Origin of the sequence: Micromonospora chaiyaphumensis, assembly GCF_900091435.1 — a bacterium.
Lineage (GTDB): Bacteria > Actinomycetota > Actinomycetes > Mycobacteriales > Micromonosporaceae > Micromonospora > Micromonospora chaiyaphumensis.
This window is the reverse complement of record NZ_FMCS01000002.1, coordinates 273,410-291,939: the sequence shown is the minus strand read 5'-3', so window position 1 is coordinate 291,939 and position 18,530 is coordinate 273,410. Positions and strand designations below refer to the sequence as shown.

General features: G+C 75.4%; 15 protein-coding genes and 1 pseudogene. 3 read left to right on the top strand and 13 right to left on the bottom strand.

Annotation, left to right across the window (positions count from 1 at the left end; all coding sequences use genetic code 11):
* Positions 1-132: 132 nt before the first annotated feature.
* Both GA0070214_RS07090 and GA0070214_RS07085 read right to left on the bottom strand, forming a co-directional pair.
* Positions 133-2,517, bottom strand: coding sequence for a transposase (locus GA0070214_RS07090; RefSeq protein WP_091260486.1), 2,385 nt, complete (start codon positions 2,515-2,517; stop codon positions 133-135).
* 42 nt (positions 2,518-2,559) lie between these two features.
* Positions 2,560-3,510, bottom strand: coding sequence for a DNA primase (locus GA0070214_RS07085; RefSeq protein WP_091260483.1), 951 nt, complete (start codon positions 3,508-3,510; stop codon positions 2,560-2,562).
* 147 nt (positions 3,511-3,657) lie between these two features.
* Between GA0070214_RS07085 and GA0070214_RS07080 the strand changes: the two genes are divergently transcribed.
* The gene (locus GA0070214_RS07080; RefSeq protein WP_091260478.1) at positions 3,658-3,999 is read left to right on the top strand and encodes a PadR family transcriptional regulator; all 342 of its coding nucleotides are present in this window, start codon (positions 3,658-3,660) and stop codon (positions 3,997-3,999) included.
* Between the two features lie 7 nt (positions 4,000-4,006).
* Here GA0070214_RS07080 and GA0070214_RS07075 read toward each other — a convergent pair whose 3' ends face one another.
* The 10 genes and pseudogenes from GA0070214_RS07075 to deoC all read right to left on the bottom strand — a co-directional run bounded on the left by GA0070214_RS07075 (position 4,007) and on the right by deoC (position 15,190).
* Positions 4,007-4,696 carry a permease prefix domain 1-containing protein gene (locus GA0070214_RS07075; protein WP_091260477.1) on the bottom strand — a complete coding sequence of 230 codons (690 nt, stop codon included), beginning with the start codon at positions 4,694-4,696 and terminating at the stop codon, positions 4,007-4,009.
* A gap of 56 nt (positions 4,697-4,752) precedes the next feature.
* Positions 4,753-6,567: pseudogene (gene cydC, locus GA0070214_RS07070) on the bottom strand (thiol reductant ABC exporter subunit CydC); the annotation flags it as partial.
* Positions 6,492-8,168: a thiol reductant ABC exporter subunit CydD gene (gene cydD, locus GA0070214_RS07065; protein WP_091260473.1), complete on the bottom strand. Its 1,677-nt coding sequence runs from the start codon at positions 8,166-8,168 to the stop codon at positions 6,492-6,494. The gene cydD and the pseudogene cydC, both read right to left, overlap by 76 nt.
* A complete protein-coding gene (locus tag GA0070214_RS07060) occupies positions 8,165-9,172 on the bottom strand; it encodes a cytochrome d ubiquinol oxidase subunit II (RefSeq protein WP_091260470.1) in 1,008 nt (335 codons plus the stop codon). The genes cydD and GA0070214_RS07060 overlap by 4 nt, the downstream gene beginning before the upstream one ends.
* Before the next feature lie 11 nt (positions 9,173-9,183).
* On the bottom strand, positions 9,184-10,431 hold the full coding sequence (locus GA0070214_RS07055; protein WP_091260467.1) for a cytochrome ubiquinol oxidase subunit I: 1,248 nt from the start codon (positions 10,429-10,431) through the stop codon (positions 9,184-9,186).
* Between the two features lie 100 nt (positions 10,432-10,531).
* Entirely contained in the window at positions 10,532-11,437 is a 906-nt protein-coding gene (locus GA0070214_RS07050; protein ID WP_091260465.1) for a M56 family metallopeptidase, read from the bottom strand.
* 10 nt (positions 11,438-11,447) lie between these two features.
* The gene (locus tag GA0070214_RS07045; RefSeq protein WP_091260462.1) at positions 11,448-11,876 is read right to left on the bottom strand and encodes a BlaI/MecI/CopY family transcriptional regulator; all 429 of its coding nucleotides are present in this window, start codon (positions 11,874-11,876) and stop codon (positions 11,448-11,450) included.
* A gap of 101 nt (positions 11,877-11,977) precedes the next feature.
* The gene (locus GA0070214_RS07040) at positions 11,978-12,802 is read right to left on the bottom strand and encodes an aldehyde dehydrogenase family protein (protein WP_091260459.1); all 825 of its coding nucleotides are present in this window, start codon (positions 12,800-12,802) and stop codon (positions 11,978-11,980) included.
* On the bottom strand, positions 12,795-14,225 hold the full coding sequence (locus GA0070214_RS07035) for an aldehyde dehydrogenase family protein (RefSeq protein WP_091260456.1): 1,431 nt from the start codon (positions 14,223-14,225) through the stop codon (positions 12,795-12,797). The genes GA0070214_RS07040 and GA0070214_RS07035 overlap by 8 nt, the downstream gene beginning before the upstream one ends.
* Before the next feature lie 5 nt (positions 14,226-14,230).
* Positions 14,231-15,190 carry a deoxyribose-phosphate aldolase gene (deoC, locus tag GA0070214_RS07030; RefSeq protein WP_091260454.1) on the bottom strand — a complete coding sequence of 320 codons (960 nt, stop codon included), beginning with the start codon at positions 15,188-15,190 and terminating at the stop codon, positions 14,231-14,233.
* 127 nt (positions 15,191-15,317) lie between these two features.
* On the opposite strand from deoC, the gene upp reads away from it, so the two are divergent.
* Together upp and GA0070214_RS07020 are read left to right on the top strand one after the other, a co-directional pair.
* Positions 15,318-15,950, top strand: coding sequence for a uracil phosphoribosyltransferase (gene upp, locus GA0070214_RS07025; protein WP_091260452.1), 633 nt, complete (start codon positions 15,318-15,320; stop codon positions 15,948-15,950).
* Positions 15,951-16,046: 96 nt separating this feature from the next.
* Positions 16,047-16,724, top strand: coding sequence for a GOLPH3/VPS74 family protein (locus tag GA0070214_RS07020; RefSeq protein ID WP_091260450.1), 678 nt, complete (start codon positions 16,047-16,049; stop codon positions 16,722-16,724).
* Between the two features lie 100 nt (positions 16,725-16,824).
* Here the strand turns inward: GA0070214_RS07020 and GA0070214_RS07015 are convergent, their stop codons facing one another.
* The gene (locus GA0070214_RS07015) at positions 16,825-18,489 is read right to left on the bottom strand and encodes a phospho-sugar mutase (protein ID WP_091260446.1); all 1,665 of its coding nucleotides are present in this window, start codon (positions 18,487-18,489) and stop codon (positions 16,825-16,827) included.
* Between the last annotated feature and the right edge of the window lie 41 nt (positions 18,490-18,530).

The window sequence follows — 18,530 nt, the reverse complement described above, 5'->3', positions numbered from 1 at the left end:
AGCCGCCTTCCCACCCCCGGCGAACACCCGCCGCCGGCCGGTCCGCCGGGTATGCTCCCGGCCGGCCGCTCCCGGCGTCAAATTCTCCGGGTGTGGGCAGGAACACGCAGGTGAGGTGGGCGGAGGCTCCGATCAGGACCGGTAGCCCGCGGACCGGTACTCGTACTCCCGCTCGTCGTCGCGGTCGCCGGTGTCCCGGCTGAAGTCCCAGCCGCCGGCCGCCTCCCGGCCGGGGCGGCCGCCGACGGCGAAACCGCCGATCTCCTGGCCGCGCCGCCAACCCCGGAAGTAGCCGGTCGTGTTCTCGGCGAGGCTGGCCGCATTGCGGACGATCCGGAGTGGACGCTCCTCGCGCAGCGGCGAACCCGGCACCAGGTTGGCCTGCGGGACCCGCTTGGGCAGGCCGGCCTTCGTCTCGTCGCCCACCGACGGGCGGGCCGCCTGCTCGGCCGCCTGCCAGCCGGTGTCCGCGGTGGTCGACCAGTCCAGGTCGGCCTCGTCGCCGTGCCCGACGAACCAGGCCGACTTGGCCTGCGCGAAGATCAGCAGGTCGCCGTCGCCCTCGTCGGAGACCGGCGGTGGCCGGTGCTCCTTGGGCGCGGGGCGTCGCTCCAGCGGGGGAGTGGGCGCCTCGGCACGGGGAGCCGGGCGATTCGGCCGGTTGTCCTCCGGGCGGTCGACCAGCCGGAGTGATCGCGTGTCCAGCCCGGGGTCGGTCGGCGGGTCCAGCTCGTTGCGCAGCGCCCGGTCGGCCAGCGGCGGCGGCTCCACCAGCCGCAGCATCGGCGGCTCCTGCGGCAGGTCGTCGGCGAGCCAGGGCGGGGTGACCCGGCCCGGGTCGCTCGGCGCGTCCACGCCCCGCCCGTACGGGTAGGCCGGCGCCTCCTTGGCCCGGTCGTCCTGCTCGTCGCCGTTGTTGACGAGCGGCCAGTTGGCCCGGGAGCCCGGGGGAGCGGTCTCCTGGCCCGGGCGGGGCGTCGGCACCGGGATCGTCAGGTCGGTGGCGCTGAAGCCACCGGTCGGCGGCTCCTGGTTGGTCTTGGGCCGCGGCGGGATGACTGTGCGCTGCCGCTCGGCCCGGGCCTTGTTGATCGCGGCGGTGGTCAGCGTGGGACGGAACGGCTCCCCGGCCTCGGCTGGCGGCACCGCGCCGCGCTGCGCCGGGGCGATCGGGGTGATCCCGGGCGGCGGCGGTGGCGGGGCGGAGATGGGCCGGTTGGTCGGCCCGTCCACCCGCGACGGCAGCGGTGCACCGGTCGGCTCGGGGCGGGCGGGCGGCGCGGAGGCCGGCCGGCCGAGGGACGCGGCCGGGGCGACCGGGGCCGGTGCGACGGGCGGCGGTGCGACCGGTGCGGGCGCCACCGGCGGCGGGCCGAGCGGTCGGGGTGCGGCCGTGGGGGCCGGCCCGGAGACCGGCTCTGGGCGGCTGCGCCGACCCGCCAGCCCGGAGACCGGCTCGGGACGGCTGCGCCGCCCGGCCTGCTCCGCGACCGGCTCGGGCTCTGCCGGGCGCACCGGGCGCAGCCCGGCGGGGGTCGACGGGGCCAGGTCCTCGACCTGCTCGCCGCGACGCGCGGCGGCCCGGCGACCCGGCGCCGGAGCGGGCGTGGTGACCCGGGCGCTGAGCGCGCCGACCAGCGCGTCGCAGCCCGCGTCGCAGGCCCGGACGGAGGCGACGGCCTGCCGCACGGTCTCGGCGACGGCCGCGGTGAGTGCCCGGTTGACGGTGGCCCGCCGGGGCGTCTCGGAGATGGCGACCCGCAGCGCGGTCACCGCGTCGTCGATGGTGTCGGGGTCGGCAACGCCCTCGGCGGCCAGGTGCGCGGCGACGGCGTCCGCCGCCACGGCGACCTCGCGCCCCCGGGCCACCGTGCCGGCGAGCATGCCCGGCTCGGGCAGCGCGTCGAGGACGGCCAGGGAGACCGGCTCGGCCGGGTCGGGGTAGGCGCGCAGCGCGGCCGGGTAGAGCTCGCGGAGCACCTCGCGCAGCGCCACCGCGGCGGAGTGCCGGCCGCTGGCCAGTGCCGCGTGCGCGGCGAGGACCTGCTTGTAGTTGGCGAGGTCGCGCGGGGCCGGGAGGGTCACCGCGGAGAGCGCGCCGGCCTGGAGGGCCCGGGCCAGCCCGACCGCCCGGCGCTCGGCCGGCGGGGACTGCATCTCCTCCAGCGAGTCGTCGTCGGCGAACCGCTCGGCGAAGTCGTCGACCGAGTCGTCGTCCGCGATCGCCAGCGGCCGACCCGCCGCGCTCAGCAGCGAGGTGACCGTGTGGTCGTCGCTGTCGGCCGCGATCGCCGCACCGCTCGGCCCGCCCGACCGCTCCACGAGCAGCGCGACCAGCTGGGCGTAGCCAGCCGGGTCGTCACCGATCTCGCAGACATGCAGCAGACGGCCTGCGTCGTCGACCACAGCGGACGTCAGCGTCGATCCGGCCGAAGCCGACCGGTCGGCCGAATCCGCCGAGGCCAGACCGCAGTACACGCGCACGAGCGCCACGGCGTCGTCCTCCTCCCGGGACACACAGGTCTAGTTCTGCCAGAGACTGATGCTCCCCGCTCCGGGTCAGTCGCGCCAGTCCACAACAGCAGAGATCTTGCCGACAATGGTGCGCCAACCCAAACTTGCGGTTTGTGCCCCGATTTTCTTCAGTCGGCGCCGGCCCAGGAATCCACCGATTCCGCCATTGACAGAAGCGCGCAGCGCCTCGTCCAGGTCGTCCAGGCTGGAACCGGCGGAGAGCATGTCGAGCACAGCCGGTAGCCGGAGCGCGTACGACAGGTCACGGGCGATCTCACCGGCTTCGATCAACAGCGTCGGGTCCCACGCGTCGTGGCCGCCGCGGAGGTTCTCCACTACCAGGTCGAGCTCGTAGGTGTCCTCGTCCAGCGGGGCGATGTCGGCCGGTTCAACCCGTTCGGACAGTTCATTCCAGCTGTCCAGTTGAGACAGGTCGTTGGGCGCACCGGAACGGATGAAACTGACCAGCGACTCCGGGGTCTTGAACAGCAGCAGCTTGCCCCGGTGGGTGAGGAAGACGGGCACCTCCTCGTCGCCCGCGGCGTCCGCCTCGTCCTCGTCCTCCTCGTCGGCGGCCTCGGTTTCCTCGGCGGCGTCCTCGTCCGCGGCCGCCTCGGCCCTGCCACGCCGGCGGCGCCGGGCCGGCTCCTCGTCGTCCTCCTCCTCGGCCGCGAGGGCGGCGAACTCCTCGTCGAGGATCACCACCTCCTCGTCGTCCTCGGTCTCGACGACCTGGCGGCGGGCCAGGAAGGGGTCGTCCAGGTCGCGCTCGGCGACGTCGGTCGGGGTCAGCTCACGCGCCGGCCGGTAGGCCCGCAGCGTGAAGCCGGTGCCGGCGGGCAGGGCGATCTCCACCGGGTCGATCCGCAGCTCGTCCCAGAGCGCGCGGTCCGCCGCCGGGCGGTCGACCTCGACCTCGTCTGCTTCGGCCGACGCGGTGGTGTCGTCGAGCTCGGGCTCGTCGGCGTCGGGCCGTTGGGGCGACTGGCGGGCCACGCTGACCTCCGTGTGCTTTCGGGTTGCCCACCCGGTGGCGCTCGGCCGCCGAGTGACTCTGCGCACATACCCTAGTGGGCGTCCCACCGTCGCCGGGAGCCGCACCCCGGTGGCGTCCCGACCTGCGGACAAGTAGGCTTGCTACGTATGAAGGCCCATGCGCTGCACGGACACCTGGATGCGCTGCTGCTCGCGGTGCTGGAGCAGGGCGCCCTGCACGGCTACGCGATCATCGAGGCGCTGCGGGCCCGCAGCGGCGGCACCCTGGACCTGCCCACCGGCACGATCTATCCGGCGCTGCGCCGCCTCGAACGGGCCGGCTACGTGGCCAGCGACTGGAGCACCGTCAACGGCCGGGAGCGGCGCACCTACCAGCTCACCGACGCCGGCGGCCGGGCGCTCGCCGGGGAACGCGCCGGATGGCGCGAGTTCAGCGCCACCGTGGGCCGCTTCCTCGGCACCGACGCGCCGCCCGCCGGCCCGGCCTGAGCCGCGGTCAGCCCGCGACGCGGGGGCCGCGGGCGCTCAGCAGCCAGTAGCGGGCGGCCCGGGCCAGCGCGAACCAGGCGGCGCCGACGACCACCGCGCCGATGATCATCGGAGGCCAGGTCAGCGCCGCGTCCCAGAGCTGCACCGACCAGCCGAACAGCGCCACGCCGGCCGCCGCGCCGACGACCAGCCCGCCGGTCAGCCCGAAGCCCACCGCGCGGGCCAGCCGAGGCAGCCGGGGCGAGCCGTAGCGAGCGGCGAGCAGGCCGAGCAGTAGCCCGGCCAGCGCCAGCCCGGCGGTCACGGCCCAGATGCCGTCGACCGTGGCGGAGAGGAGTAGATAGCCCTCCGGCGGCCGCGGGCCCTCGCTCCAGCTCGCCCCGCGCCAGGTCAGGTCGCCGCCGACCATCAGCGCCGTCGCCACCGCCAGCGCCCGCAGCGCCAGCCGCCGCAGCGCCCCGGCGGCCAGCTCGGCCTGGTAGCCGGGCGCGAGCTGGGCCGGGGTGCCGAACTCGGCCACCGCCCGCCGCTCCGCCTCCGCGACCGGCAGGCCACCCTCGCGGTACGCCTCGACGGCGTCCTCCAGCGCGTGCCGCGCCTCGGTCAGCAGGTCCGCCTTGAGCCGGGCCGGCCCGTGCAGCTGCCCGGCCAGCTCGCGCAGCCGCTCGTCGACGCGGATCTCCTCGTACCCCCGCATGGGACCACCCTGCCACCGCTCGGGGCCGGCCGCGTCGGGGAAAACCCCGGAAACGCTCAGGGGGCGAGGGCCAGGTAGCCGCGCTCGGCCGCCTCCTGGAGCAGCCACTGCTCCCGGTACCAGCCCGGCCGGGCCACCAGGTCCTCGTGCCGGCCGCGCTGCACCACCCGGCCCGCGTCGAGGACCACGATCTCGTCCAGCCCGGCGAGGCCGCTGAGCCGGTGGCTGATCAGCAGCACCGAGTGCCCGGCCGGGGTGGCGGCCAGCGCCGACGCGAGCACCGCGTCCGCGGCCGCGGGATCGAGCCCCTCGGTCGGCTCGTCCAGCACCAGCACCGGCGGGGCGGCCAGCAGCGCCCGGGCCAGCGCGAGCCGCTGCCGCTGCCCACCCGAGAGCTGTCCACCCTGCTCGCCGACCACGGTCTCCCAGCCGTCGGGCTGGGCGCGGACCCAGTCCAGCAGGCCGGCGGCCCGGGTGGCGGCGGTCAGCTCCGCCTCGTCGGCGCGGGGCCGCCCGAGCAGCAGGTTCTCCCGGACCGTGGCGTGGAAGACGTACGCCTCGGCGAGCAGCCCGCCGACCGTCCGGGGCAGCTCGTCGGCCGGCAGGCCGGACACGTCCACGCCGCCCACGGTGACCCGGCCGGTGTCGGGGCGGACCGCCCCGGTGAGCACGGCGGCCAGGGTGCTCTTGCCGGCGCCGCTCGGCCCGACCACGGCCACCCGCCGGCCGGCCGGCAGGTCCAGGTCGACCCCGGCCAGGGCGGGCGCCGCTCCCTCCCGGTAGCGGACGGTCACGCCCGTGAACCGGACGTCGTGCCCGCCCGGCGCCGGGCCGGCAGGTGCGGTGGGCGCCGGCTCCCCGGACTCGGTGAGCAGGTCGGCCACCCGGGCCAGGCCGGCGCGGAGCTGGGTGCGCTGCCGGGCCGCCCCGACCAGGGCGAGGGACACCTCGACGGCGGCCAGCGTGCCCACCGCCAGGACACCGACCAGCACTCCGCCGACGCCCGCGCGCAGCGCGACGACCACCACGGCGGCGGCGGTGAGCCCGCCGGCCAGCACCCCGGCCGCGTCCACCGCGAAGCCGGTCGCGGCGAGCCGGCGTTCCAGCCGGGCCAGGCGGCCGGCCCGGCTCTCGGCGGCGGCCAGCGCCGTGCCGGTGGCCCCGAAGGCGGCCAGGTCGGCGGCGCCGTGGGTCAGGTCGACGGCGTCCACCGCGAGCGCGCCGCGCAGCGGGGCCACCTCGTCGGCGGCCCGCCGGGTCAGCCCGGCGGCCAGCGCGGGCAGCGCCACCCCGGCCACCAGCAGCCCGACAGCGAGCACACCCGCGGCCGGCGGCGAGATCAGCGCGGCGCTCCCCACGGCCAGCACGCTCACCAGGGCGGCCGCCGCCCCCGGCACGAGCACCCGTAGCAGCAGGTCCTGCACGGCCTCCACGTCGGAGACCAGGCGGCTCAGCGCGTCTCCCGTGCGCTGGGCGGCGGCGTCGCGTCGGGCGACCAGGGTGGCGAACACCCGGGCCCGGACGTCGGTGATCATGCGGAGCACCGCGTCGTGCCCGGCCAGCCGTTCGGTGTACCGGAGGACGCCCCGGCTGACCGCGAGCGCGCGCACCGCGACGATCGCCACGGTGAGCCGGTCCAGCGGAGGCCGGCCGGCGGCGCTCATGAGCAGCCAGGTGGCGGTGGCCATCAGGGCCAGGCCGGCGAACTCGGTGGCCGCGGCGAGCAGCCCGGCGCCCAGCAGTCGGCCCAGGTAGGGCCGGGCGAGCCGCAGCACCGCCCGCTCGGGTCCGTGGGTCATGGCGCGGCCTTCCCGGCCGGCACCCGGCTCAGCTCGGTGATCCGGCCGTCCTCGACGCGGAGGATCCGGTCGGCGTCCTCCAGCAGCGCGGGCCGGTGCGCGACCAGCAGCGCGGTCCGACCGGCGACGAGCCGCCGGGTGGCCGCGAGCACGACCGCCTCGCTGGCGCTGTCCAGCCGGGCGGTCGGTTCGTCGAGGAGCACCAGCGGGGCGTCCCGCAGGAACGCCCGGGCCAGCGCGACCCGCTGCCGCTGCCCGCTGGACAGGCCGTGCCCGCGCTCGCCCAGCGTGGTGCCGAGCCCGTCGGGCAGCGCGGCGACCACCTCGTCCAGCGCGGCGTCGGTGACCGCGCCGGCCAGCGCGGCGTCCGGGGTGTCGGGGGCGCCGAGGCGGATGTTGTCGGCCAGCGAGCCGGCGAAGAGGTGGGCCCGCTGCGGCACCCAGGCCAGCTCCCGCCGCCAGGCGTCCAGGTCGACGCCGGCGAGGTCCACCCCGTCGACGGTGACCCGGCCGGCGGTCGGGGTGACGAAGCCGAGCAGCAGGCCGAGCAGCGTGCTCTTGCCCGCCCCGCTCGGCCCGATGACCGCGATCCGCTCGCCGGGGCGGATGGTGAGCGTGACGTCCCGCAGCGCAGTGGTCCGCTCGTACGCGACGGTCACGCCCTCGAAGCGGATCTCGCCGCGGCCGGACGGCGCCGGCCGTGCGGTCCCCGGGGCGGCCGCCTCGGGTGTCGCCGAGAGGGTGAGCGCCTCGTCCAGCGCGGTCAGACCCTCCATGCTGGCGTGGAACCGGCTGCCCGCCGCCCGCAGTGGCAGGTACGCCTCCGGGGTGAGCAGCAGCACCAGCAGCGCCGTGGAGAGGGTGATCCCGCCGCCGAGCAGCCGGATGCCGACCGGCACGGCGACCAGCGCCACCGAGAGGGTCGCGACCAGTTCGAGGACCAGCGCCGACAGGAAGGCGATGCGCAGCGTCCGCATGGTGGCCTGCCGGTGCCCGTCGGCCATCCGGCGCACCACGTCGACCTGGGCCCGGGCCCGGCCGAACGCGCGCAGCGTGGGCAGCCCGGCCACCATGTCGAGGAAGTGCCCGCCGAGCAGCGACAGCCGCCGCCACTGCCGCTCGGTGGCGGCCTGCGCCTGCCAGCCGAGCAGCGCCCCGAAGACCGGGATGAGCGGGATGGTCAGCGCGATGATCAGCGCCGAGCTCCAGTCGGCGAGCACGATCCGGGCCAGCACGGCCAGCGGCACGGTCACGCTCAGCACGAGCTGTGGCAGGTAGCCGGTGAAGTACGGGTCGAGCGCGTCCAGGCCGCGCCCGGCCAGGGTGGCGAGCTGCCCGGCGCGCCGGCCGGCCACCCAGGTGGGGCCGTGCCGGCCGACCGCACGCAGCAGGTCGGCCCGGAGCGCCGCCTTGACCGTCGCCGCCGCCCGGGCCGCCACGGTGCCCTGCGCCCAGCTCACCAGCGCCCGGACCGCGACCGCCGCCACGAAACCGGCCAGCGCGGGCCGGTGCAGCCGCCCGTCGATCGCGGTGGCCAGCAGGGTCGCCAAGGCGGTGGCCTGGGCGACCACGAGCAGCGCGGTCAGCCCGCCCAGCACCGCGAGCACGGCGAGGTCGCGCCGGGCCGCGGGGACCCGGCGCAGCAGCCGCGGGTCGAACGGGCGGCGGTTCACCAGTACACCGGTGCCCTGCCGTCGGTCCGTCCCCGGAACACCCACCAGCACATCGCCTGAAAGCCTAGTAGGGCCGGCACGAGCGGCAGCGCCAGCCAGCCCAGCAGCGCCAGGGTGGGCCCGCTCGCGGCCGCGTCCGCCACCGTGAGCGAGGCCCCCGGGTCGGCCGTGGCGACCAGCACCCGGGGCCAGAGAGCCGCGCCGACCAGCGGCACCGGCAGGGCCAGCGCCACGCTGGTCGCCGCGAAGGCCACCCCGGCCCGGCCCCGGCGCAGCGCCGCGCGGGCCACCAGCAGGGCCGCCACCAGCGCCAACGGCAGGAGCACGGCCACCGCCGGGCGGGCCACGGCGGCGCGTACCCGATCGGAGAGCAGGCCCAGGACGGCGACGGTGGCGACCGCGGTGAGCGCCGCGGGCACGAGGCCCCGGGCCAGCCGGGCGACCGACGGGACGTCGGCGGCCGGCAGCCGCAGCGTGAGGAAGGTCGCACCGTGCACGGCGACCAGCGCCAGCAGTGCCAGCGCGGCCGCGGCCACGAACGGCGTGAACAGGTGGCCGGCCCCGGCCCCGTGCCCGTCGCCGGAGGGCGGCACGCCCTGGAGCAGCGCGCCGAGCAACGCGCCCCAGCCCAGTGCGGCGAGCACGCTGCCGGCCACCACCACCCGGTCCCAGCCGGCGCGAGCGGCGGCGGACCGCGGCCGGCCGCGCAGTTGCACCCCGGCCGTCACCAGCACCACCCCGAAGAGCGCGCCGAGCACGGCCGGGTAGCTGCCGGAGAGCAGCTCGCCCTCCAGGGCGGGGAAGGCGCCGAACAGGATGCCGACCGCGGCCACCAGCCAGACCTCGTTGCCGAGGAAGAACGGACCGACCGCGTTCAGCGCGGCCCGGCGGGCCTGCGGTGTCGCGCCCCGGGCCAGCAGCAGCCCGACGCCGTAGTCGTAGCCGCCGAGCACCAGGTAGGTGGCGAAGAAGAGGCCGAGCAGGGCGTACCAGGCGAGTTCCACGACGGGCTCCCTCAGGCGAACACGGGATGGGGGTGGTGGTCGGTGTCCGGCGCGGGCGGCCGGCCGAGCGCGGGGTCGTGCGCGCCCCGGGCGGCGTGCCGGGCCAGCAGCACCCAGTTGGTGACGGCGAGGGTGCCGAGCAGCAGGCTGAACCCGATCAACGAGGTGAGCATCAGCCCGGGGCTGACCGGCGAGACGGCCTGCCCGGTGGGCAGCAGCCCGTAGGCGACCCAGGGCTGGCGCCCCACCTCGCGGGCGATCCAGCCGAGGATCACCGCGACGAAGGGCAGCGGCACGGCGAGCAGCACCAGCCAGAGCGGGAACTTCAGCCGGATGAGCCAGTCCCGCCAGAGCAGCGGCAGCAGGAACCAGACACAGCCCAGGGTGAAGCCGATCATGATCATGAAGCCCAGGCCGACGTTGGACAGCACCGGCGGCGTGTAGTCGCCCGGGCCGAACCGCGCCGTCCAGTCGGCGACCAGCGCGTCGCGGTCGGCCCCGCCGCCGAACTTGGTCGGCTGGAGTTCCCCGACCGGCGCGAACTGCGCGAAGCCGAAGCCCTGGAGCGTGGTCACCGCGAGCGCCGCGGTGATCAGCCCGAGCCGCAGCGACTTCCGGAAGAGCGCGAAGTCCGGGGTACGCCGGATCAGGTGCCAGGCGCTGACCGCGGCCATCAGCATCCCGCCGGTGACCAGGGCGGCCGAGACCACGTGGCCGAAGGCGAAGCCGAGAGTGGGGTTGGTGAGCAGCGCGCCGAAGTCGGTGAGGTGGGCGACCCCGTCGCGCACCTCGTAGCCGACCGGGTGCTGGAGCCACGCGTTGGCCACCATGATCCAGAATGCCGAGGCGTACGCGGTGAGCGCGACGCCCCAGAGCAGCGCCAGGTGGACGCCGCGCCGCAGCCGGTGCCAGCCGAAGATCCACATGCCCAGGAACGTGGACTCCAGGAAGAACGCGACGAGCGTCTCGATGGCCAGCGGCGCCCCGAACACGTTGCCCACGTAGCGCGAGAGGCCGCTCCAGTTCAGCCCGAACTGGAACTCCATGACGATTCCCGTGGCGATCCCGAGCACGTAGTTGATCACGTAGAGCTGGCCCCAGAAGCGGGTCAGCCGCTCGTAGACCGGCTTGCCCGTGACGAAACCGGCGGTCTGGAGGCCGACCAGCAGGGTGACCAGGCCGAGCGTGACCACCACGAAGAGGAAATGGATCGAGGTGGTCGTGGCGAACTGCAGGCGGGCGAGGAGCAGGGGATCCATGGCCGTCCTCCCACGGGTTGACTCGCTTCTGATAGCGAGCCTACACGTAGACTCACTACCTATGCGGCCCGGTGGCGGCACCGGGTCGGGTTCCGGTCGGTCAGCTCAGGAAGAGGGAGATCGGCAGGGCGACCAGCAGGGTCGCGACGGACAGCGCGGTGGCGCCGAGCACCCGCGGCGGCTGGTCCGCCACCATGAGCCGCTGCACCCGGACGTCCAGGTCGCGGTCGCCCAGGCCCAGCGTGCCGGCCGGGGTGACCCGGTGGCCGGCGGCGGCGAACCGGCGCAGCGCCCCCGCCAGGGGCGCCCCGGCGTGCAGCTCGCGGGCCTTGTCGTCGGCGCGCATCTCGACCAGCAGCGCCACCCGCTCGTGCGCGTCCCGCACCCAGCGGAACCAGGGCAGCGCCCGGCAGAGCGCGGTGAACGGGAGCAGCACCAGATCGTGCCGTTCCTGGGCGTGCGCCCGCTCGTGGGTGAGCACCGCCGCCAGCTCGGCCCGGTCGAGCAGGCTCAGCGTGCCGGCGCTGACCACCACCCGCGGCTTCACCCCTGGCAGGCAGTACGCCGCCGCGCTCGGGTGGTCGAGCACCAGCGCGCCGGGCACGGTCGGGTCACGCCGGGCGACCAGGCTGAGCAGCTCCCGGTGCCGGCGCTGGGCGCGGACGGTGCCGTGGATGCTGCGCACGGTCGTGGTGAGCAGCACCGCGCCGATGCCGAAGCCGACACCCACCAGGCCCAGGTGCAGCGCGCCGAGCCCGGCCGGCAGGGTGCCGTGGGCCAGGTCGTCGACGAGGGTCAGCAGGGCGCTCCCGGTCGGCAGCTCGTACGCGCTCAGCCCGAGCGCCATGGGCAGCCCCATGGCGGACAGGCCGAGCGCCAGCCCGACCGCCTGCCAGCAGACGATCGCCACCCGCGGGGCCTGCCAGGTCCACCGCGCGGCGGCCAGGACCTGCGCGGTCAGCCAGCAGGCCAGGATGGTCGCGGCGAAGTGCAGGGCGTACGCCACGGCGGCCGCCCTACCGGTCCGTCGCCTCGTCGAGCGCCGGGCCGCCCGCCCGCGGGTCCTCGACCCGGTCGGTCAGGCCCGCCTCGGCGCTGAGCGCCGCGCGCAGCACCTCCGCCTCGGTGCCGGTCACCGAGCGGGCGAAGCGCACCAGCGCGGCGTCCCGGCTGCCGCCGAGGTCGAGGGCGTCGAGCATGAGCTGCGCGATGTGCGCCTCGCGGGTGGCGGCGGGCCGGTAACGCCAGGCCCGTCCCTCCCGCTCGCGCTGCACCATGCCCTTGCCGGCGAGCCGGTCGAGCACGGTCATCACCGTCGTGTAGGCCAGCTCCCGCCCGTCCAGGGCGTCGGCGACCTCGCGCACGGTCACGCCGTCCGACGTGGCGGGGACCGAGTCCCACAGCACGTCCATCACCGCACGTTCCAGATCACCGAGCCGAGTCACGCCGTAATCCTACCCCCCGTAGTAGAACACTTCCCACGGCGGCCGCGCCCGAGCCGAACACCCACGCGGCCCCCGACCGGAACCCCGGCGGTGACCCGCGATCACACCCCCTTGGGGTGCCAGACGGTCTTGGTCTCCAGGAGCGTGGTCATCCGGGTGACGCCCGGGTCGGCGTACCAGTCGTTGTCGGCCGGGGCCGGCCGGAGCACCCGCTTGAGGTTCTCCGCGGCCTTGACCTCCAGCTCCGCCGCCAGCTCGGCGTCGGCGACCCCGGTCAGGTCGATGGCGTTGACGTCCATGTGCGCGGCCAGCGTGGGCACGGTCTCGGACAGCCGGCCGGTGAGGATGTTCACCACTCCGCCCGGCAGGTCGGAGGTGGCCAGCACCTCGGCCAGGGTCACGGCCGCCAGCGGCGCCGACGGGGAGGCCGCCACCACCACGGTGTTCCCGGTCACGATCGCCGGGGCGATCACGCTGACCAGGCCGAGCAGCGCCGGCGACTCCGGGGCCACCACGGCCACCACGCCGGTCGGCTCGGGCGCCGAGAGGTTGAAGTACGGCCCGGCCACCGGGTTCGCCCCGCCGTAGACCTGGGGGAGCTTGTCGGACCAGCCCGCGTACCAGACCCAGCGGTCGATGGCCGCGTCGACCTCAGCGGCCGAGGCGCCCAGCGCGACGAACTGGTCCCGCCGGCCCTCCAGCATCTCGGCGACCCGGTAGAGGATCTGACCGCGGTTGTACGCGGTCGCGCCGGCCCAGCCCTTCACGGCGGCCCGGGCGGCGACGACGGCGTCCCGCGCGTCCTTGCGGGAGGCCAGCGACACGTTGGAGTCCTGCACGAGATACGACCGTCCCGACTCACTGCGCGGGAACTTCCCGCCGATGAAGAGCTTGTACGTCTTGCGTACCGCGACCCGCTCAGACATTGAGGTACGCCTCCAGCCCGTGCCGGCCGCCCTCGCGACCGTAGCCCGACTCCTTGTAGCCGCCGAACGGCGAGGTGGGGTCGAACTTGTTGAACGTGTTGGCCCACACCACACCGGCGCGCAGCCGGTCGGCCATCCACAGGATCCGAGAGCCCTTGTCGGTCCAGATCCCGGCCGACAGCCCGTACGGCGTGTTGTTGGCCTTCTCCACGGCCTCGGCCGGGGTGCGGAAGGTCAGCACGGACAGCACCGGGCCGAAGATCTCCTCGCGGGCGATCCGGTGCGCCTGGGTGACCCCGGTGAAGATGGTCGGCGCGAACCAGAAGCCGCGGTCCGGCAGCTCGCACGGCGGCGACCAGCGCTCGGCACCCTCGGCCGACCCGGCCTCGGACAGCTCCCGGATCCGGGCGAGCTGCGCGGCCGAGTTGATCGCGCCGATGTCGGTGTTCTTGTCCAGCGGGTCGCCGACCCGGAGCTGCGCCATCCGCCGCTTGAGCGACTCCAGCACCCGGTCGGCGACCGACTCCTGGATAAGCAGCCGGGAGCCGGCGCAGCAGACGTGCCCCTGGTTGAAGAAGATGCCGTTGACGATGCCCTCGACGGCCTGGTCGACGGGGGCGTCGTCGAAGACGATGTTGGCGGCCTTGCCGCCCAGCTCCAGGGTCAGCTTCTTGCGGGTGCCGGCGACCGCCCGGGCGATGGCCTTGCCGACCTCGGTCGAGCCGGTGAAGGCGACCTTGTCCACGCCCGGGTGCTCGACCAGGGCCCGGCCGGTCTCGCCGGCGCCGGTGACGATGTTGACGACGCCGGCCGGCAGGTCGGCCTGCTGGCAGATCTCGGCGAAGAGCAGCGCGGTCAGCGGGGTCGTCTCGGCCGGCTTGAGCACCACCGTGTTGCCGGCCGCGAGCGCCGGGGCGATCTTCCAGGCCAGCATGAGCAGCGGGAAGTTCCACGGGATGACCTGCGCGGCCACGCCGAGCGACCGGGGGTTCGGACCGAAGCCGGCGTGCTCCAGCTTGTCCGCCCAGCCCGCGTAGTAGAAGAAGTGCGCGGCGACGAGCGGCACGTCGACGTCGCGGGACTCCTTGATCGGCTTGCCGTTGTCCAGCGACTCCAGCACGGCCAGCTCGCGGGAGCGCTCCTGAATGATCCGCGCGATCCGGTACAGGTACTTCGCCCGGTCCCGGCCCGGCATCGGACCCCAGACCTTCTCGTACGCCTGGCGGGCGGCGCGGACCGCGCGGTCCACGTCCTGGCTGCCGGCCTCGGCGATCTCGGCCAGCACCTCCTCGGAGGCCGGGTTGATCGACTTGAAGCTGCCGCCGTCGGTCGGGTCGACGAACTTCCCGTCGACGAAGAGCCCGTACGAGGGCTTGATGTCCACCACCGAGCGCGACTCGGGGGCGGGTGCGTATTCGAACATCGCGCTCAGTCCAGGGTGAAGTAGTCGGGGCCGGCGTAGACGCCGGTCGTCAGCTTGGTGCGCTGCATGAGCAGGTCGTTGAGGAGGCTCGACGCGCCGAACCGGAACCAGTCCGGGTCCAGCCAGTCGGGGCCGACGGTCTCGTTGACCATGACCAGGTACTTGATCGCGTCCTTGGTGGTCTTGATGCCGCCGGCCGGCTTCACGCCGACCTGCCGCCCGGTGGCGGCGCGGAAGTCACGGACCGCCTCCAGCATCACCAGGGTCACCGGCGGGGTGGCCGCGACCGGGACCTTGCCGGTGGAGGTCTTGATGAAGTCGCCGCCGGCCAGCATGGCGAGCCAGGACGCCCGGCGCACGTTGTCGTAGGTGGCCAGCTCGCCGGTCTCCAGGATCACCTTGAGGTGGGCGTCACCGCAGGCCTCCTTGGTGGCCACGATCTCGTCGTAGACCTCCTTGTAGCGGCCGGCCAGGAACGCGCCCCGGTTGATCACCATGTCGATCTCGTCCGCGCCGGCCGCGACGGCCGCCCGGGTGTCGGCCAGCTTGATCTCCAGCGGCGCCTGGCCGGACGGGAAGGCGGTCGCCACGCTGGCCAGGTGCACGCCGGAACCGCGCAGCACCTCGGCCACGTGGGGGACCATCGCGGGGTAGACGCAGACCGCCCCGACGTGCGGGCAGGACGGGTCGGCCGGGTCGGGGCGCAGCGCCTTGGCGGCGAGCGCCCGCACCTTGCCGGGGGTGTCGGCCCCTTCGAGGGTGGTCAGGTCGACCATCCGGATCGCCAGGTCGATGGCCTGGGCCTTCGCGGTGGTCTTGATGGAGCGGGTGCCGAGCTGTGCCGCCCGCTGCTCCGCGCCGACCTGGTCCACGCCGGGCAGGCCGTGCAGGAAGGTCCGCAGAGCGGTCTCGGATCGTCCCAGCTCGGAGAGGTCCGACCGGGCCGACGTCGCTGTCGCCGTCATGCCTCGAATACTACGCACCCGCGCGTCGAGTGATCTTGGTCACGGCGGGCCGGCGGCACGTGAGCCGGGTCGCTGGTCGGACCGCACCCGCCCTGCGCCCGCCCCGGGACCGGTAGGTTGAGCGATCGTGGACGTACACGTCATTGACCACCCGCTCGCCCAGGCGCGGCTGACCGCCATGCGGGACGCCCGGACCGACTCGGCGTCGTTCCGGGCCGCGCTGCACGAACTCACCACCATGCTGGTGTACGAGGCCGCGCGCTCGTTCCCCGTCGAGAAGTACTCGATCCAGACCCCGGTCACCGCCACCGAGGGCACCCGGCTGGCGAACCCGCCGCTGCTGGTGCCCGTGCTGCGGGCCGGTCTCGGCATGGCCGACGCCGCGCTCGGCCTGCTGCCCGAGTCGTCGATGGGCTTCGTCGGCCTGGCCCGCGACGAGCAGACGTACGAGCCGCGCGCGTACATGGAGTCGCTGCCCCGGGACCTCGCCGGCCTGCCGGTGCTGGTGCTCGACCCGATGCTGGCCACCGGTGGTTCGCTGGAGCACTGCTGCCGGCTGCTCGCCGACCGCGGCTGCACCGACATCACCGTGCTGTGCGTGCTGGCCGCGCCGGTCGGCATCGAGCGGCTGGAGCGGTCCGGGCTGCCGTTGCGCCTGGTCACCGCGTCGATCGACGAGGGCCTCAACGACCGCATGTTCATCGTCCCGGGCCTCGGCGACGCCGGGGACCGCCAGTTCGGCGGCATGCCCCGCTTCTGACCCGGACCGGCCCGCCGGCAGCGCCGGCGGGCCGCCCCGACACCGGACCCGGCGAGTCCGTGCGCGGTGTGCGCCCAGCCGCTACCGTCTCGGGCCATGACTGGTGTTGCGCTCGCCGAAGAGCTGCTGCTGCTCGCCTACGACGACGAAACCGGCAAGGCGACCATGCCGCGGATCAGCCTGGACCTGGGCATGGCCGCCGCGGTGCTGGTCGAGCTGGCCCTGGCCGGCCGGATCGCGTACGCCGACGGGAACCTGGCGGTCCTCGACCCGGCCCCGACGGGCGAGCCGATCGCCGACGAGGTCCTCGCCCGGATCGCCGCCGACACCCCGCACACCCCGTCGTCGTGGGTGCAGCGGCTGCGGCACGGCCTGCGTGACCGGATCCTCGGCGACCTCTGCGGCCGGGGCGTGGTCCGCGACGTCGACGAGACCGAGCTGGGCTTCATCCACGTGCACCGCTACCCGGTGGCGGACGCCTCGGTGGAGGCCGACATCCGGCAGCGGCTGGCCGACGCGCTGACCGGCGGGCAGCTCCCCGACGAGCGGACCGCCGCGCTCGCCACCCTTGTCGCGGTGTTGCGGATGGAGCCGGCGCTCGGCCTGACCGGCGCCGCGGCCGGCGACGCCGGCAAGCGCCTGGACGAGATCGCCGCCGGCGCCGGCTTCTCCGGCACGGTGAGCCTCGACGACAGCGTCGTCCGCCCGTCGGTGAGCCTGGTCATCGCCGCCCTGGCCGAAGCGGTGGACGCCGCCCTGGGCAAGCGCCCCTGACCGCCCGACCTCATCGGTCGATCATGAAGTTGGCGGCGTCGGGAATCGCTTTCCCCGCCGCCAACTTCATGATCACCGTGGGCGCGGCCGGGGGCGCGGGTCAGATGCCGAGGGCTGCGGCGATCTCGCCGCGGAGTTCCGTCACCGCCGCCTGGGCACGGTGGCGGGCCGCCGGGACGTCGCCGTCCCGCACCGGCTCCACGACCTCCAGGTACGCCTTGAGCTTCGGCTCGGTGCCGGAGGGGCGGATCACCACCCGGGCGGCGTCGGTGCGCAGGATCACCACGTCCGATTCGGGGAGCAGGTCGGACACCTCGGTGACCGGGTGCCCGAGCAGCGCGGCCGGGGTGGCCCCCCGGATCCGGGTCATCATCTCGGCGATCAGGCGCAGGTCGTCCACCCGGACCGAGAGCTGGTCGGTGTGGTGCACGCCGAACTCGGCGGCCAGCTCGTCCAGCCGGTCGGTCAGCGTCCGGCCCTCCGCCTTCAGGCCGGCGGCCAGCTCGGCCACGGTCAGCGCGGCGGTGATGCCGTCCTTGTCCCGGACGTGCTCCGGTGCGACGCAGTAGCCGAGCGCCTCCTCGTAGCCGAAGACCAGCGGCTCCCGGCCGCCACCCGCCCGGACGATCCACTTGAACCCGGTCAGCGTCTCGTCGTAGGGCAGGCCGCGGGCCGCGGCCATGGCCCGCAGCAGGGTCGAGGAGACGATCGTGGTGGCGTAGAGGCCGGTCACCCCGCGCCGCATCAGGTGGTCGGCGAGCAGCGCGCCCACCTCGTCGCCGCGCAGCATCCGCCAGCTTCCGTCCGCCGGCACGGCCACGGCGCACCGGTCCGCGTCGGGATCGTTGGCGATGGCGATGTCCGCGCCGGTGGTGCCGGCCAGCGCCACCAGCTTGTCGACCGCGCCGGGCTCCTCCGGGTTGGGGAAGTTGACCGTCGGGAAGGCCGGGTCCGGCTCGGCCTGCTCGGGCACCACGCCGGGCGTCGCGAAGCCGGCGCGCGCGAACGCGGCGGTCAGCACCGCGGCGCCCACCCCGTGCAACGGCGTGTACGCCACCTTCAGGTCCCGCGGGCCGGCCGGGTCGACCACCGCGGCGGCCCGCTCCACGTATCCGGTGACCAGGTCGTCGCCGAGCACCTGGCCGGGCGGGCCGAGCGGCACCTCGGCCAGCGGGCCGACCGCCCGGATGGCCGCCTCGATGCCGGCGTCGGCCGGCGGCACGATCTGCGCGCCGGCGCCCAGCCCACCACCGAGCTGTGCGCCCAGGTAGACCTTGTAGCCGTTGTCCTGCGGCGGGTTGTGGCTGGCCGTCACCATCACGCCGGCCACCGCCCCGAGGTGCCGCACCGCGAAGGCCAGCACCGGGGTGGGCAGCGGGCGGGGCAGCAGCAGGGCCTGGCGACCCGCGCCGGTGGCCACCTGGGCGGTGCGCTCGGCGAAGGCGCGCGAGCCGCGCCGGGCGTCGTACCCGATCACCAGCGGGCCCTCGCCGCCCTGGGCCGCGAGCCAGCCGACCAGCCCGGCGGCGGCCTGGGTGACCACGGCGAGGTTCATGCCGTTCGGGCCGGCGCGCAGCGGGCCGCGCAGCCCGGCGGTGCCGAAGGTCAGCGGACCGGCGAACCGGTCGGCCAGCTCGGGCGCGCTGCCCGGCAGCCCGGCGAGGACGGCACGCAACTCCTCCCGGTCGGCCGGGTCGGGGTCGTCGTCGAGCCAGCGCTCGGCCCGGGCGCGAAGGTCGTCAAGGTCAGTGGTGTCCGCCGCCATTGCCTCATGAAAGCATGGCGGCGGATCACCACCGGCCGTCG